Annotated in this window: 12 protein-coding genes and 1 pseudogene; 7 read left to right on the forward strand and 6 right to left on the reverse strand. The window is 73.1% G+C overall.

Annotation, left to right across the window (positions count from 1 at the left end; genetic code table 11):
* Positions 1-61: 61 nt before the first annotated feature.
* Positions 62-1,036 carry a RimK family alpha-L-glutamate ligase gene (locus C6376_RS16495; RefSeq protein WP_254075964.1) on the forward strand — a complete coding sequence of 325 codons (975 nt, stop codon included), beginning with the start codon at positions 62-64 and terminating at the stop codon, positions 1,034-1,036.
* Here C6376_RS16495 and C6376_RS45245 read toward each other — a convergent pair.
* Positions 1,026-1,618: pseudogene (locus C6376_RS45245) on the reverse strand (hypothetical protein). The gene C6376_RS16495 and the pseudogene C6376_RS45245 overlap by 11 nt on opposite strands.
* A 132-nt stretch (positions 1,619-1,750) precedes the next feature.
* Here C6376_RS45245 and C6376_RS16505 point away from each other — a divergent pair.
* Both C6376_RS16505 and C6376_RS16510 read left to right on the forward strand, forming a co-directional pair.
* On the forward strand, positions 1,751-2,524 hold the full coding sequence (locus tag C6376_RS16505; protein WP_107444112.1) for an IclR family transcriptional regulator: 774 nt from the start codon (positions 1,751-1,753) through the stop codon (positions 2,522-2,524).
* Entirely contained in the window at positions 2,521-3,372 is an 852-nt protein-coding gene (locus tag C6376_RS16510) for an SMP-30/gluconolactonase/LRE family protein (protein WP_107444113.1), read from the forward strand. The genes C6376_RS16505 and C6376_RS16510 overlap by 4 nt, the downstream gene beginning before the upstream one ends.
* Before the next feature lie 148 nt (positions 3,373-3,520).
* Here C6376_RS16510 and C6376_RS16515 read toward each other — a convergent pair whose 3' ends face one another.
* Genes C6376_RS16515 through C6376_RS16525 form a run of 3 tightly spaced genes read right to left on the reverse strand, consistent with a single transcriptional unit; the run spans position 3,521 to position 6,901 of the window.
* Positions 3,521-4,921: an NAD(P)/FAD-dependent oxidoreductase gene (locus C6376_RS16515; RefSeq protein ID WP_173985659.1), complete on the reverse strand. Its 1,401-nt coding sequence runs from the start codon at positions 4,919-4,921 to the stop codon at positions 3,521-3,523.
* A complete protein-coding gene (locus C6376_RS16520; RefSeq protein WP_107444115.1) occupies positions 4,914-6,284 on the reverse strand; it encodes an MAB_1171c family putative transporter in 1,371 nt (456 codons plus the stop codon). The genes C6376_RS16515 and C6376_RS16520 overlap by 8 nt, the downstream gene beginning before the upstream one ends.
* Entirely contained in the window at positions 6,281-6,901 is a 621-nt protein-coding gene (locus C6376_RS16525) for a toxin-antitoxin system, toxin component family protein (RefSeq protein WP_173985660.1), read from the reverse strand. The genes C6376_RS16520 and C6376_RS16525 overlap by 4 nt, the downstream gene beginning before the upstream one ends.
* A gap of 292 nt (positions 6,902-7,193) precedes the next feature.
* Here C6376_RS16525 and C6376_RS16530 point away from each other — a divergent pair, with 292 nt between their 5' ends.
* From C6376_RS16530 to C6376_RS16545, 4 genes are all read left to right on the forward strand, one after another.
* Positions 7,194-8,708, forward strand: a complete 1,515-nt coding sequence (locus tag C6376_RS16530; RefSeq protein ID WP_107444116.1) for an alpha-N-arabinofuranosidase — start codon at positions 7,194-7,196, stop codon at positions 8,706-8,708.
* Between the two features lie 284 nt (positions 8,709-8,992).
* Complete coding sequence (locus tag C6376_RS16535) at positions 8,993-9,451, forward strand: Rrf2 family transcriptional regulator (RefSeq protein ID WP_107444117.1); 459 nt, start codon at positions 8,993-8,995, stop codon at positions 9,449-9,451.
* A gap of 268 nt (positions 9,452-9,719) precedes the next feature.
* Entirely contained in the window at positions 9,720-10,370 is a 651-nt protein-coding gene (locus C6376_RS16540; protein WP_107444118.1) for a DUF4360 domain-containing protein, read from the forward strand.
* A 354-nt stretch (positions 10,371-10,724) separates the two neighbouring features.
* A complete protein-coding gene (locus C6376_RS16545; protein ID WP_107444119.1) occupies positions 10,725-11,849 on the forward strand; it encodes an FAD-dependent monooxygenase in 1,125 nt (374 codons plus the stop codon).
* Between the two features lie 92 nt (positions 11,850-11,941).
* On the opposite strand, the gene C6376_RS16550 is transcribed toward C6376_RS16545, so the two are convergent.
* Positions 11,942-13,771 (reverse strand): histidinol-phosphate transaminase, encoded by a 1,830-nt coding sequence (locus C6376_RS16550; RefSeq protein ID WP_107444120.1) that lies wholly within the window; start codon positions 13,769-13,771, stop codon positions 11,942-11,944.
* Positions 13,772-13,955: 184 nt separating this feature from the next.
* Complete coding sequence (locus tag C6376_RS16555) at positions 13,956-15,005, reverse strand: aldose epimerase family protein (RefSeq protein WP_107444121.1); 1,050 nt, start codon at positions 15,003-15,005, stop codon at positions 13,956-13,958.
* Position 15,006 lies beyond the last annotated feature (1 nt).

A 15,006-nucleotide genomic window follows, 5' to 3' on the forward strand; every position in this document is an offset into this window, starting at 1 on the left:
TGCGGCGGCCGGCTTGTTAGCCTTCCGGTGCTCGGACAGTCGTACGAACAGGGAGTCCGTCGTGGCCCGAATCGCGCTCGTCACCTACGACCCCCGGCCGGAGCCGAGCAAGGACGCCGACTTTCCGGTGCTGCTGAGCGCGCTGCGCGAGGCAGGCGCGAAGGCCGACGGCGTCTTCTGGGACGACTCGGACGTGGACTGGGCCGCGTACGACCTCGTCGTCATCCGCTCCACCTGGGACTACAGCTGGCGCGCGGACGAGTTCGCGGCCTGGACGCGGAAGGTCGAGGCCGTCACCCGGCTGGCCAACCCGGCCGACGTGGTGCGCTGGAACGCCGACAAGCGGTATCTGGGGGAGCTGGCGGCGGCCGGGGTGCCGACCGTGCCGACGCGCTACGTCGCGCCCGGCGAGCCGGGCGGGCTGCCCGACGGCGGTGAGTACGTGATCAAGCCCGCCTCGGGGGCCGGCGCGCGCTACGCCGCCCGCTACACGCCCGACGGCCACGAGAGGGCCGTCCGCCACCTCGCGCGGATGCACGCGGAGGGGCTGACGGCGATGGTGCAGCCGTACGTGCGCGCCATCGACGCCGGCGGTGAGCGCGCCCTGCAGTTCTTCGGCGGCCGCCTCCTGCACGCCAGCCGCAAGCGTGCGGTCCTCGCCCCCGGCACCGCCTTCGACGCGGACAAGGTCGCCCACCCCGGTCTGGAGCCCTGGACGCCGTCCCCGGCCGAGCTGGCCGTCGCCGAGCGCGCCCTGGCCGCCGTGCCGGACGCGCCCGAACTGCTCTACGCCCGCGTCGACCTGGTGGACGGCGACGACGGGGAACCGCGGGTGATGGAGCTGGAACTGGTCGAGCCGAACCTCTTCCTGTTCCTGCACCCGCAGTCCCTGCCACATGTCGTCGCAGGCATCCTGACGGCGGCCGCGGCCGCGGCCGCGGCTTCTGCTCCGGCTCCTGCTCCGGCTCCTGCTCCGGCTTCTGCTCCGGCTCCTGCGCCGGACGGTGCGCGCGATCCGGGAGCCGCTAATCCCTGACAGCGGTCCGCTGGAGCAGGCCCCAGGTGAACTCGGCGACGACGTCCTGCCGCGCCCGTCCGGCGCGGCGAAGGCCAGTCCCCAGCGGTTGGGGGCGGTGCCCTCCAGGGGGCGGGCCGGGGAGAAGGCGTGGGCGGCCTCGTCGACCGTGCAGGACCAGGGGGTGAGGTCGGCGAGGGACTGCAGGAACGGCGGCCGTGCCCCCGGGGCGCGGACCAGCCACTCGTTCCAGACCGAGCCGTTCGGGGCGAGCAGCACCTCGAAGCGCAGGTCGGGCCAGAGCGGGAGCGGCCACAGCCACGCCTCGCAGTCGAGGTCGCCGACGCGCCGGGTGGTTCTCGACTCGGGTTCGCCGAGTACCGAGCGATACCGTGAAAGGGAACCCCGCGTGTGCGGGGAGTGGACCATCGCCTGCCAGCGTCTGTTGGCCTCCCTCATCTGCGTGAGGGAAACGCCCAGTTCGTGGCGGGCGTTCTCCACCAGATCCGGATTGTGATCGGCCATGCGGCGCAGCAGGACCAGCTGGAAGTCGAGCGGTGAGAACGAGCCCGCGAGGCGTTTCTGGGTCGGCATGCGCTCCATCCTGGCCCACCGCGCGACTCACGACCATTGCCCGCCGCAACACCTTATGACAGCCTGTGTTCGTCATGCCGATCGCCTGTTGATATCTCGAACGCGGGCACTGAGACTACAGACTAAGGGAGGGGGCCGGTCGTGGGACGCCTTGTACCTGCCGTGACCCGAGCTCTCGACATCCTCGAGCTCTTCCTCGACGGGGACGGTTCGCTCTCCGCCCCCGACATCGTGCGCAAGCTCCAGCTTCCGCGCACCACCGTGCACGAACTCGTGACCACCCTCTCCGCCCGGGCGTACATCGTGCCCGTCCCCGGACAACCCGGACGGTACCGCCTCGGGGTGCGTCCCTACCAGCTCGGCAGCCGCTACGCCGAGCAGCTGGACCTCGCCGCCGAGGGTCAGCAGGTCGCCCGCACCGTCGCCGAAACGTGTGACGAGACGGTGCACGTGGCGATCCTGGAGGGGGCCGACGTCATCTACATCGCGAAGGTCGACTCCACGCACGCGGTCCGGATGGTGTCGGCCGCGGGCCGCCGCCTGCCCGCCCACTGCACCTCCGTCGGCAAGATGCTGCTGGCCTCGCTCCCCGAGCAGGAGCTCATGGCGCGCATCCCCGACGACGCCGAACTCGTGCGGATGACCCCGAACAGCATCACCGAGCCGAAGGAGCTGCGGGCGGCCCTGGCCGAGATCCGGGAGCGGGGCGTCGCGGTCGAGAACCGCGAGTCCAATCCGGACGTCAGCTGCGTGGCCGCGCCGGTGCGCGACCGCACGGGGCAGGTCGTCGCGGCCCTGTCCATCTCCGTCCCCATGATCCGCTGGAGCGAGGAGCGCCGCGCGGGTCTGGAGACGCTCGCCCTGAAGGGGGCCGGCGAGCTGTCCGAGCTGCTCGGCTACCGGAGCGCGGCGTGAGGGCAGGGTACGAGGTGGCCGTGCCGGCCGGGGCGACCCTCGGCGAGGGGCCGACCTGGGACCCGGCCGCCGGGCGGCTGCTCTGGATAGACATCCTGGGCGGCCGTCTGCACGCGTACGACCCCGCCACCGGCCGCCGCACGGTCCGCACGACCCACCAGCACGTGGGCGCGGCCAAGCCCCGGGCGGGGGGCGGCCTGGTCCTCAACCTCCGGGACGGCGTGGGCCTCCTCGATCCGGACGGCGGCTTCCGCTGGCTGCGGCACGAGCCCGTCCCGGGCCGCCGCGCCAACGACGCGGCCGTCGCCCCGGACGGCTCGCTGTGGGCGGGCACGATGCGCTACGACGAGGCCCCCGGCGGAGGCACACTGTCCCGCCTCACCGGCGACGGGTCGGCCGAGGTGATCCTCGACGACGTGGCGGTGAGCAACGGAACGGGCTGGAGCCCGGACGGCACGCTCATGTACTACGTCGACTCGCCGACGCGCCGCGTCGACGTCTTCGACTTCTCGGCGGACGGGCGGGCGTCCGGCCGCCGTCCCTTCGTGGGGATCGAGGAGGGGGCCGGGTTCCCCGACGGACTCACCGTCGACGCCGACGGCTGCGTGTGGGTGGCGCTGTGGGACGGGGCCGCGGTACGCCGCTACACGCCCGCGGGCGTCCTGGACCGGCAGATCGACCTGCCCTCCCCGCGCGTCACCGCCTGCGCCTTCGGCGGCCCGGACCTCACCGACCTGTACGTCACCACGGCCCGCGTGGGCCTCGACGCCCCCCACCCGACGGCGGGCTCCCTGCTGGTGCTCCCGAACGCCGGCCAGGGCCTCCCCCAACCGGCCTTCGCCGGCTGACCGACACCCGCCGGCCGAAGACGCCCGCCGCTGACCGCTGCCTCGTCGGCCGGCGGCATCGGCCGACGACGGCCGTCGGCCGTGGACGTCCGCGGGTCCCGCACGGGCCGGTGCCCCGCGCCACCGGGGCGGGGAAGACGCCGCCCGTCTACCGCAGGCCCGCCCGCCGTCGTTCCTCCACCGTCAGCGGGGGGCCGGGCAGGGGTGGCCGGAGGGGGCCGACGGCGGCCGCCGCCAGCGTGGAGGGGCTCAGCAGGACCTGCGGGCCGCGTTCCAGGGACGTCACGTCCGTCACCCGGCGGGCCATGCGGCCGTTGCCGGTGGCGGTGAGCATCAGGCGGCCGACGTACGCGGCCACGAGCCGGTCCCGCCGGGTGGGGCCGGTCTCGGTCGCGCCGGGGTAGAACACGTCCTGGCCGACGGCGAGGTCCCAGGCGGTCGCGACGGGCCGGGCCACCGCCTTCTGCGCGCGCCGGGACAGCCCCGCCGTGCCCCATCCGTGCCGCCGGACGGTGTCGCGCAGGAGCACCGCACTCTGGGCGGCGACCGCGAGGCCGTGCCCGTAGAGCGGGTTGTACGCGGCGAGGGCGTCACCGAGGGCGACGAAGTTGTCGGGCCAGGCCGGCATCCGCTCGTAGAAGTGCCGGCGGTTGACGGTGGACCGGGTGTACGCCACGCCGGACAGCGGCTCGGCCTGTTCGAGGAGTTCCCCGATGACGGGGTGGCGCAGCTCCTCGCGGGCGAAGCGCACGAAGTCGTCGCCGTCGGGGGAGGGTTCGCCGCCCCGGGTGCCGTTGAGGGTGACGATCCAGCGGCCGTCCTCGATGGGCAGCAGGAACCCGGCGCGGCCGGGACCGGCGTCCCGCGGGTCGGGCTGCACGTTGACGATCGGGTACCCGGACCGGGCCGGCTCGGGCGCGAGGTACAGCCGGCTGGCGTAGGCGAGCCCGGAGTCCACCTCGCGCCGTTCCGCGGCGGGCAGCCCCAGCTCCGCCAGCCAGGCCGCCGCCCGCGACCCGCGCCCGCTCGCGTCGACGACCAGGCCGGCCTCGACGATCCGCTCCGCGCCGCCCTCCCGCACCCGCACGCCGGTGACCGCGCCCGCGTCCCCCACCAGGCCCAGGGCCTCGGCCCCCGAGCGCAGTTCGACCCGCTCGTCGGCCAGTACGTGGGCCCGGACCGTCGCGTCCAGGAGGTCGCGGCCGGCCAGGATCACGTGGTGCGACTCGGGCCAGCGGCGGAACCAGCCGCGCGGGCCGAGGACCACCATGTCCGTGGTGACCGGCGACCGGCGCGCCCCGGCCGCCCGGAGCGCACCGGTGACGTCCGGCAGCAGCTCCTCCACCGCCCGCACCCCGCCCGACCACAGCATGTGGGCGTGACGTGCCTGGGGCAGCCCCTTGCGGGGCGCGGGACCGTCGGGCAACACGTCCCGCTCGATGACGACGACCCGGTCGGCGAGGCCGGTCAGGGCGCGTGCCGCGAGCATGCCCGCATGGGATCCCCCCAGGACTACGGCGGTTCTGGCGGGGTTGGAGGGTTCAGTCATGCGTGGAGATGCTCTCTGCCGGGGCGGCCGCGCGGGTGCGGACCGCCTGGATGTCGTCGGGGTGGCGCAGGGCCTGGGACACGGCCTGGATCTCCCGCAGGAGATACGTGGTGTCCGGGCCGGAGGAGAAGAGGGCGGAGGGAGCGGAATGGGCGGCAGAGGCGGGAGAGGCGGGAGAGGCGGGAGAGGCGGAGCCGGCGGACGCGGGGGAGGGGGAGGCGTCGAGGGGATCCGGGTGAGCGGCGGAAGCCGGGGAGGCGGCTCCGCCGTCGCTCTGCGTGGACCGCGTCGCCTCGGGGGCCGCCGAGGCGTGCTGTGCGCGCTCCCGCGCCTCCACGACGTCCAGCAGCGCCACCGCGGCCGCCAGGGTCTGGGCCCGGCCGCGTTCGACGCCGAGGGCGACGGCGGCGTCGTAGGCCCGGGCGAGCAGGTCGTCGTCCAGGCGGCGGGCCAGCGGGAGGAGGGCGTCCCGGATGAACGTCTCGCGGCGGATCAGCCGCAGTTCCGGGGTGGCGCGCAGGTCGAACGGCTCGCGGCCGCCGGTGACGGTCCGCATCAGCCGGGACAGCGGCTGCAGGCTCCGGTGACGGCGGCGCACCCGCCACCGCTCCTGGAGGTACTGGCCGGCGTGCGGCACGATGAAGCCGATCGCGACGAGCGTGGCGGCGACGCAGGCGGCGGCCGGCGCGATGCCGGTGTTCAGCCAGTCCAGGTCGTGCCCGGTCCAACGCGCGCCGACCGCCGTCAACTTGGCCGCGCTGAACAGCAGGTTCGTCACATAGCCGGCCCCCAGGAAACGCAGTCCCCAGCGCAGCCACGCGTCGAGGCCGTCGGTGCGGCTCCAGTTCCACACCAGGCGGGCCGTGACCGAGCAGGCCACGGTGTGCGCGACCAGGTAGAGCAGGATCTCCTCGCGCATGAAGGGCGTGTTGGCGTAGTAGGTGTCCAGGTCCTGGATCCGCTCCACGGGGACCTCGGCGAGCGCGAACAGCACCCACAGCGCGACCACCACCGCCGCGTAGACGGAGACCACCAGGCGGGTCGTCCGGCGGGTCTGGGCCGAGCGCTCGGACCGGCCGTTGCGCCAGGCGATGATCAGCAGCAGCCAGGACGCGGACAGCGCCGTGAGCAGCGAGTACACCCAGGGCGCGGCGATGTTCGGCACGCCGGTGACCCGGTTGGTCCAGGCGATGGTCTTCGGGGCCGCGAAGACGAAGACCGCACAGCCGAAGACGAGCAGGCCGCCGACCGCGCGCAGCAGCGGGTCCCGCCAGAGCTTGACGATGCTGGGCAGCTTGATGGCGAGGGCTGCCCCCAGCACCACCGTGGGCAGCCAGAAGGAGATGTACAGCCCATGGTTCACCGCAGCGTCCCCCTGCGTCCGCGGTAGCCGAGGGTGCGCTGGACCGCGGCGGTGTCCGCGGCCCCTTGAACGGCGGGCCCGGAGTCGGCGAGGTAGCGCCGGAAGCGGGCCGCGAGCCGGTGGCCGAAGTCGTCGGCCTCGGCCTCGTCGTCCTCCCGGGAGCCGTTGCGGGCGGCGAAGGCCAGGGCGGCGGACTCCCAGCCGGAACGGCCGGCCAGGACGCCCGCGGCGACCGTGCCGAGGCCGTGGTGGTGGTGCCGGTGCCCGGCGTGCAGATGCCACAGTTCATGGCCGAGGATGACCAACTGCTGGACGGCCTCGGCCCGTTCCTCGACGATGACCAGGTCGAAGTCCTGGAACTCCACCCAGAGTCCGGTCACGCCGATCTCGTCGGGGAACCGCTCGAAACGCACCTCCACCGGCCGTCCGCCACGCCGCCCGGACAGTTCCTCGCACAGTGCCCGGCACAACTCCCGGACCCCTTCGGGCCGTTCGGTGCGCGCCCGCAGTGCGGCGGAGAGATCGCCGGTCAGCTCGCGCATGGCCGGGCCGGTCCTCGCGCGCCGCAGCGCCGAGGCGATCCGGGCCGCCGTCCCGCGCGCGCCCGCGACGTCCATCGGCTCCCCCTTCCGGCCGCCCCGCGACGGCCGGTCCGAGACTACGCGGCTGGTTGTGTCCGCGTCACAAGAAGTCGTTGCACGGTCAATGACAGAAAGCGCTGTCAGAAGTCACGCCGAAGGCATTGACGAGCGGCCGTTTCGAAATCTACGGTCCGTTCGAAGTAGCGATCACGTTCCGGCATGTCGAACCGAGCGGCCCACCGGCCCACCAGGCCGCGACGCGACGGAGGAGGTCCGGGGAGGGCCGGCCGCCCGGGCGTCGGGGCGAGACCGAACCCGAAAGGCCAAGATGAGCACCGCCCGCTTCACCCTCGACCCCGCCTTCACCGTCGGCGAGGTCGACCCCCGCCTCTTCGGCAGCTTCGTGGAACACCTCGGCCGCTGCGTCTACACCGGCCTCTACGAGCCCGGCCACCCCACCGCCGACGCCGAGGGCCTGCGCACCGACGTACTGGACCTCGTCCGCGAACTCGGCGTCACCGCGGTCCGCTACCCCGGCGGCAACTTCGTCTCCGGCTACAAGTGGGAGGACTCCGTCGGTCCGGCCGCGGAGCGTCCCCGCCGCCTGGACCTGGCCTGGCACTCGACGGAGACGAACCGCTTCGGCCTCTCCGAGTACATCGGCTTCCTCCGGAAGATCGGCCCGCAGGCGGAGCCGATGATGGCGGTCAACCTCGGCACGCGCGGCGTCGCCGAGGCCCTGGAGCTCCAGGAGTACGCCAACCACCCCTCCGGCACCGCCCTCTCCGACCTGCGCGCCGCCCACGGCGACAAGGAGCCGTTCGGGATCAGGCTGTGGTGCCTGGGCAACGAGATGGACGGCCCCTGGCAGACCGGCCACAAGACGGCCGAGGAGTACGGCCGCGTCGCCGCCGAGACCGCCCGCGCCATGCGGCAGCTCGACCCCGGCGTCGAACTCGTCGCCTGCGGCTCCTCCAGCCAGTCCATGCCGACGTTCGCCGAGTGGGAGGCGACGGTCCTGGCCGAGACGTACGACCTCGTCGACTACATCTCGCTGCACGCCTACTACTGGCCCGAGGACGGCGACGTCGACTCCTTCCTCGCCTCCGCCGTCGACATGGAGTCGTTCATCGACAATGTCGTGGCGACCGCCGACCACATCGGCGCGCGGCTCAAGTCGAAGAAGCGGATCAACCTCTCCTTCGACGAGTGGAACGTCTGGTACCTGCGCGAGTGGGAGGAGCACGCGAAGGGCCTCGAGCAGGAGGACTGGCCGCAGGCCCCGCGCCTGCTGGAGGACAACTACAGCGTCACCGACGCCGTCGTCTTCGGCTCGCTCCTCATCGCGCTGCTGCGGCACGCCGACCGGGTGACGGTCGCCTGCCTCGCCCAGCTCGTCAACGTCATCGCGCCGATCCTCACCGAGCCGGGCGGCCCGGCCTGGCGGCAGACGACGTTCTTCCCGTTCGCGCAGGCGTCCCGGTACGGCCGCGGCACCGTCCTCGACGTGCGGGTGGACTCGCCGACGTACGAGACGCGCAAGCACGGCACGACGGACCTGCTGCACGCCACTGCGGTCCGCGCCGAGGACGGCACGGTCACCGTCTTCGCCGTGAACCGCAGCCGCACCGACGCGCTGCCGCTCCAGGTCGCCCTGCACGGGCTGGAACTGACCTCGGTCGTCGAGCACAGCGTGCTGGCGGACGCCGACCCGGACGCCCGCAACACCCTCGCCGACCCCGAGCGGGTCGCCCCGCACCCGGCCGAGGGCACCGCGCTGACGGACGGCGGGCTGACGGCGACTCTGGAGCCGCTGTCGTGGAACGTGATCCGGCTGGCATGAGCCCGGTCGTCGCCGGAACGGGGTCGGCGGCGGGCTCGGCCGGCCGCTGACCCCACCTGGTTTCCGGGCAGGGCGCCCGGTCCTTCCGGCAAAGTCCTTCACCCGGCCGAGGCACCCGGCACGGACACGGTCATCGGCGTCTACCGGGGCGTCACCGTCACCCCTGCGGACAGCCGGTGCCGGAGGGACGACATCGCCCAACCAGCGGTCGAGCGTCCGTGAACCTCGGCCCCACCGGGTTGGAGCCCCCCTCTGTCAAGAGGGGAGGATGTCAAAATGGACGCATGAGGATCTCGGCAAGAGCGGACTACGCGGTGCGGGCGGTGCTGGAGCTCGCGGTGCGGCAGGGCGGCGACCCGGTGAAGGCGGAGGCGATCGCCGCCGAGCAGGACATCCCGCACAAGTTCCTCGAGGGGATCCTCGGCGACCTGCGGCGCGGCGGCATCGTCGACAGCCGGCGCGGCGGTGGCGGAGGGTACCGGCTGGCCCGCGACCCGGCGGCGATCACCGTCGCGGACGTCATCCGGGCGGTGGACGGCCCGATCGTGTCCGTGCGCGGCGAACGCCCGACGGGACTGTCGTACACGGGGACCGCGCAGCCCCTGCTGCCGCTGTGGATCGCGCTGCGGGCCAACGTGCGCCGCATCCTGGAGGGCGTCACGATCGCCGACATCGCCGCCGACGCGCTGCCGGCCCCGGTGAAGGAACTGGCGGCGGAACCGGCGGCCTGGGAGAACCCGTGAGCACGGGGGCCCGGGTCAGGGGCCGGGTTCCGCTCTGAGCGGTACGGAGATCCGTGGCCCCGGACTGTCCGGATCCCGCCGTGGACGCAACGGTGAACTCCCGTTGTTTCCAGGCGAGTTCGGGCATCTCGGTGGGGGTGTGAACGGGACTGGGTGAATGGCCGGAGTTCTACCTGGCCGCACCTCATCGGCCTCCCTACGATGCCATCGCCCCCCCAGTTCTTCACAGGAACTCCACAGGTCTTCCGTTGAACCAAGGAGAGTGACCATGGCAAGTGGGCTGCTTCTGGGCGGCGCTGTCGCCGCTCTGATCACCGCGGCGGTGCCCGCGCACAACTCGTCCCCCGTGTTCGACAACCCGCCGCCGGACAGGATCGTCATCGACGTCGCCACGGTGAACGGCTCCGGCTGTCCCGCGGGCACGGCCGCCGTCGCCGTGTCCGAGGACAACACCGCCTTCACCGTGACCTACAGCGACTACCTCGCCCAGGTCGGCGGGGGCTCCAACCCCACCGCGTTCCGCAAGAACTGCCAGCTCAACCTGGTCGTCCACGTCCCCTCGGGCTTCACGTACGCCATCGCCAAGGCGGACTACCGCGGCTACGCCTCGCTCCAGCCCGGCGCGAGCGCCGTGCAGCGGGCCTCGTACTACTTCCAGGGGTCGTCGCAGACGGTGTTCAAGACCCACAACTTCCCCGGCTCCTACAACGACAACTGGCAGGCCACCGACATCACCGACTGGGCCCAACTCGTCTGGGCCCCCTGCGGAGTCCAGCGCAACTTCAACATCAACACCGAACTCCGCGTCAACGCCGGCTCGTCCTCGCCGAGCAAGGTCAGCTTCATGACGATGGACTCGACCGACGGCGACCTCAGCACGATCTACCACATGGCCTGGCAGCAGTGCCCGGCTAAGTAGGCGGAGAAGGGGTCGCCCGGCTCCTTTCGGAGTGGGCGGCCCCGACGCTCATTTCGCCGCGTAGGCGATGAAGTCGGGGTCGGAGATCTGCAGCACGAGGTCGATCAGTCCCCGTGTGACCTCCGTGTGCCGTCCCCGTTCCGCGCCCTCTCGACGAAGGCGGCCGGAGGCTGCTCCTCGTCGACGCGCTCGCCGCCCGCTGGGAGGTGCCGGACCGTGCCCGGCACCCGGCAGGACGGTGCGAGCGGAGGTCGAACTCCCCAACTGGCAGACTCTGGCGAAGAGGTTGCCGGTCGCCTGGGCGATCATGGGGCCTCGGCTCGCCGCGCGGCGGGCGGAGGGGGCCGGTGGGGCATGGGTCGCAACGCGGTGGTCGTCGGCGGGGGCATCGGCGGGCTGGCCGCCGCGATCGGGCTGCGCCGGATCGGCTGGGACGTGACGGTCCTGGAACGCGCCCCCGCCTTCGCCGACGTGGGCGCGGGCATCTCCCTGCACGCCAACGGGGTGCGGGCGCTGGACGCGCTGGGCGTCGGCGAGGCGATCCGCACCGTCGTGCGCCCCTTGTACACGGGCGGCACCTTCACCCCCGACGGCCGCCTGCTGTCCCGGATGGACGGAGCGGCCCTCGAGCGCCGGCTCGGCGCGCCGGTCGGCGGTGTCCTGCGCGCCGACCTGCACCGCGTCCTGCGCGAGGCGCTGGCCGCGGGATGTGTGAAGACCGGGGTGGAGGTGACCGGCGTCGACGGCGTGGGCGCGGACGCCGATCTCGTCGTCGCCGCCGACGGCGTCGACAGCCGGCTGCGCGCGGAGCTGTTCCCGGGGCATCCGGGCGCGGTCCACAGCGGCTCGACGGTCCTGCGGGCCGTCACCGCGAGTCCGCTCCGCGACCTGCCCGCCGACCTGGAGCTGACCTGGGGCGCGGGGGCCGAGTTCGGGCACATCCTGTTCGCCGACGGGCGGGCGGAATGGCACGCGGTGCTCACCGCCCCGCCGGGCGTCCGCCACCCCGATCCCCTCGCCGAGATGCGCCGCCGCTTCCACGGCTGGCACGACCCCGTCCCGGCGCTCCTGGACGCGACCCGTCCGCACGACGTCCTGCACCACGACATCAGCGAACTGGTCACCCCGCTCCCCACGTTCACCGTAGGCCGGGTCGCGCTCCTCGGCGACGCGGCGCACGCGATGACCCCGAACCTCGGGCAGGGAGCCAGTCAGGCGCTCGAGGACGCGGCCGTGCTCGCCTTCTGCCTCGCGGCCGAGCCCACCACCGCGTCCGCGCTGCGCCGCTACGACGCCCTACGGCGACCGCGCAGCCAGTCCGTGGCCCGCGCCGCCCGGCAGGCCGGCCGGATGGGGCACCGGCTGACGCATCCCCTCGCCATGGCCCTGCGCAACACCGGGGTGCGGCTGGTGCCGTCCGCGGTGATGCTGCGCGTCGCGCTCCGGCACGCCGACTGGACGCCACCGCACATCGGGTGACGTCCCGTCGGACGTGAGTGTTCCTGGGGGAGGGTGGAGTGGCGCGGGTGGCCACCCCCGGCCCCGTCGACTGCTCCCAGGCGACTGGGTGTCTAACCCGCCTGGCCCATCCCCGCGGCGTTCGGCCAGCTCTGGGCGTTGGGCCAGCCGGTCGCGGCGGCGGGGGAGAGGCCGTTGGTACCTCTGACCTGCGCGGCCGTGAGACCGCCGCGGGCCGGGACGCCGGGCGGGGTCGGGCCCATCGGCGGCGCGGGAGCGACCGGCGCCATGGGCGGGGCCATCGCCGGGGACATCGCCGCGGGCGACATGGCGGCCGGAGACATGGGCGGAGGTGCCATGGCGGCCGGGGACATGGCGGCCGGGGACATCGGCGGAGGTGCCATGGCGGCCGGGGACATGGCGGCCGGGGACATCGGCGGAGGTGCCATGGCGGCCGGGGACATCGCCACCGGGGACATCGGCGGCGGTGCCATGGCCGCCGGGGACATCGCCGCCGCCGGGGCCATGGGGGCCGGCGCCGGAACGGGGGCCGGGGCGGGCGCTGGTGCCGGCGCCGGTGCGGGCACGGACTGGGGGAAGATCTGTGCCGCGGCGGGCAACGGCACCCCGGCGCCCTCGGACGGCGCGGGAGCGGGCATCGCCGGGGCGGCGGCCGGGGCGGCTGCCACCAGTCCCGGCGGCGCGACACCCATGGCCTGAGCGGCGAGGCCGTGCATGCCCGCCCCGTTGGTGACCAGCCGGTCCACCGCCGCCGTGCCCGAGCTGTAGCCGGCGCCGGGGCTCAGCTCGGGCACGGGGGCTCCCCGTCTGGTCCCGTAGAGCACCTGCTCCATGCCGGACACCAGTCGGCGCACGTCCACCTGGGGGCGCACCACGAGCCTCAGGAAGCGGCTCGACGAACCGATCTTGTTGCCGCACTCACGGACCAGGATGCGGTGCTCGGCGAGCAGCCGGTCGCGGACCACGGTGCCCTCGGCGCCGACGGGCAGGCGCACGAAGAGGAAGTTCCCCTGGGAGGGGTAGACGGTCAGGCCCGGCAGGGCGCTGAGCTGGCTTGCCATGTCGAGGCGGTCCCGGCGTATCTGCTGCAGGCTCTGCGCGTACTCGGCGCCGTGCTGCTTGAGCATGAACACCACGTGTTCGGCGAAGGAGTTGAGGTTCCACTTCGGGAGCATCGAGCGGACCCGGCCGGCCAGCGCCGGGTTGGCCACCAGGTAGCCGAAGCGGATGCCGTGCAGGCCGAAGTTCTTGCCCAGGCTGCGCAGGACGACCACGTTGGGCCGCAGCATCGCCTCCTGGACGACGCTCGGCTCGGCCTCGGCGTCCGCGAACTCCAGGAACGACTCGTCGATGACGATCAGGTCCAGGTCGGCCATCGCGTCCATGAACTGGACGATGGCGTGCTTGTGCAGGAACCCGCCGTCGGGGTTGTTCGGGTTGCAGATGACCGCGGCCCGGGTGCCCCGCGCACGGATGAACTCGGCGTACTGAGCGAGGTCGAGGGCGAAGCCGCTGGATTCCTGGAGCGGGAACATGTCGACCCGCTTGCCGGTCTCCATGGGCTGGTCGGTCCAGCGCCCGAAGGTGGGGACCGGGACGGCGAGCGACTCACGGACCAGGAGATGGTCGATCCAGGTGATCAGCTCCGTCGAGCCGTTGCCCATGGCGACGGCCTGCGGCGGGAGTTGCAGCAGGCTGCACAGTTCCGCGGTGATGGTGTCGGCGCTGCTCGGGTAGTAAGTGATGATGTCCCGCAGCCGGGCCGCCATCTCGTCGAACATCGCCGGAGTGGGGAAGTAGGGGTTGCAGGGTATGCAGAAGTCCACCGGGCCGACCCCCTCGCCGCCCTCCCGTGTCAGCGCCGCCATCGACGGGCTGTGCGCCGCGTTGTTGCGGAACAACGAGGAGACGTTGTCGGCCATGGAACCTCCGTATGGGGCGGGCCCGGCGGGGACGACCGGGCCCGTCGTCATTGGGTGGCCCGCGCGGGGGAGCACGGGCCGTCCTTACATACGGGGGTTCGGGTGACGGTGTTCAACCGACGGGAAGTCGGTGGGAAATTGTGGTTTAACTGTGAAGCAGATGTCAAAACAAGCTGCTGACGGGTCAGGAGCAGCCGAACGAGTGGATCGTCGTCGACCGGTACGTCTGACCGGGGCGCAGCACCGTGGAGGGGAACGACGGCCGGTTCGGCGCGTCCGGGAAGTGCTGGGTCTCCAGGCAGAGCGCGTCGCCCTGACGGTAGGTGCGGCCGCCGGTCCCGACGAGCGTGCCGTCGAGGAAGTTGCCCGAGTAGAACTGCAGCCCCGGCTCGGTGGTCGCGATGCGCAGGGTGCGGCCGGAGGCGGGGTCCCGCAGGACGGCGACCGGTTCCGGCCGGGCGGTGACGCCCTTGTCGAGGACGTAGTTGTGGTCGACGCCCTTGCAGTGCAGCGACTGCTCGTGTGCGACGCGCAGGTCCCGGCCGACCGCCTTGGCCGTGCGGAAGTCGAAGGGGGTGCCGGCGACGTCGGCCAGTTCACCGGTGGGGATGAGCCCTTGGTCCACGGGCAGGTAGCGGGCGGCGGCGATCTCCAGCTCGTGGTCGTGCACGGAGCCGCTGCCCTCGCCGGCGAGGTTCCAGTAGACGTGGTTGGTGAGATTGACGACGGTGGCCCTGTCGGTGGTGGCCTCGTAGTCGATCCGCCAGTCGCCGCCGCCGGTGAGGGTGTACGTCACCTTCACCTCGAGCGTGCCGGGGTAGCCCATCTCGCCGTCGGCGCTCGTCAGGCGCAGACGCAGACCGACGTCCGGTCCCTCGGTGAACGGCTCGACGTCCCAGACGCGCCGGTCGAAGCCCTCGGCGCCGCCGTGCAGACTCCGGTCCCCGTCGTTGAGGGGCAGTTGGTGGCTCTCGCCGTCCAGGGTGAAGCGGCCCGCGGCGATGCGGTTGCCGAAGCGGCCGATGAGCGCCCCGAAGTAGGGGCTGCCCGCCACGTAGTCGTCGAGGGTGGAGAACCCGAGGGAGACGTTGGCGTACCGGCCGTCCCGGTCGGGGATCTCCAACGACTGCACGATCCCGCCGTAGTCGAGGACCTTCAGTCGGGTCCCGCCGTTCTCCAGCGACCAGCTGGAGACCTCGGTGCCGTCGGCCAGCACGCCGAAGAGCGTCTGCACT

The organism is Streptomyces sp. P3 (genome assembly GCF_003032475.1).
Taxonomy (GTDB): Bacteria; Actinomycetota; Actinomycetes; order Streptomycetales; family Streptomycetaceae; genus Streptomyces.

What these genes read in the sequence shown, in the direction of transcription:
- C6376_RS16515 (WP_173985659.1), bottom strand. Translation starts at nt 4,921, where the DNA reads ATGACTGAACCCTCCAACCCCGCCAGAACCGCCGTAGTCCTGGGGGGA.
- C6376_RS16525 (WP_173985660.1), bottom strand. Translation starts at nt 6,901, where the DNA reads ATGGACGTCGCGGGCGCGCGCGGGACGGCGGCCCGGATCGCCTCGGCG.
- C6376_RS16530 (WP_107444116.1), top strand. Translation starts at nt 7,194, where the DNA reads ATGAGCACCGCCCGCTTCACCCTCGACCCCGCCTTCACCGTCGGCGAG.
- C6376_RS16535 (WP_107444117.1), top strand. Translation starts at nt 8,993, where the DNA reads ATGAGGATCTCGGCAAGAGCGGACTACGCGGTGCGGGCGGTGCTGGAG.
- C6376_RS16540 (WP_107444118.1), top strand. Translation starts at nt 9,720, where the DNA reads ATGGCAAGTGGGCTGCTTCTGGGCGGCGCTGTCGCCGCTCTGATCACC.
- C6376_RS16545 (WP_107444119.1), top strand. Translation starts at nt 10,725, where the DNA reads ATGGGTCGCAACGCGGTGGTCGTCGGCGGGGGCATCGGCGGGCTGGCC.
- C6376_RS16550 (WP_107444120.1), bottom strand. Translation starts at nt 13,771, where the DNA reads ATGGCCGACAACGTCTCCTCGTTGTTCCGCAACAACGCGGCGCACAGC.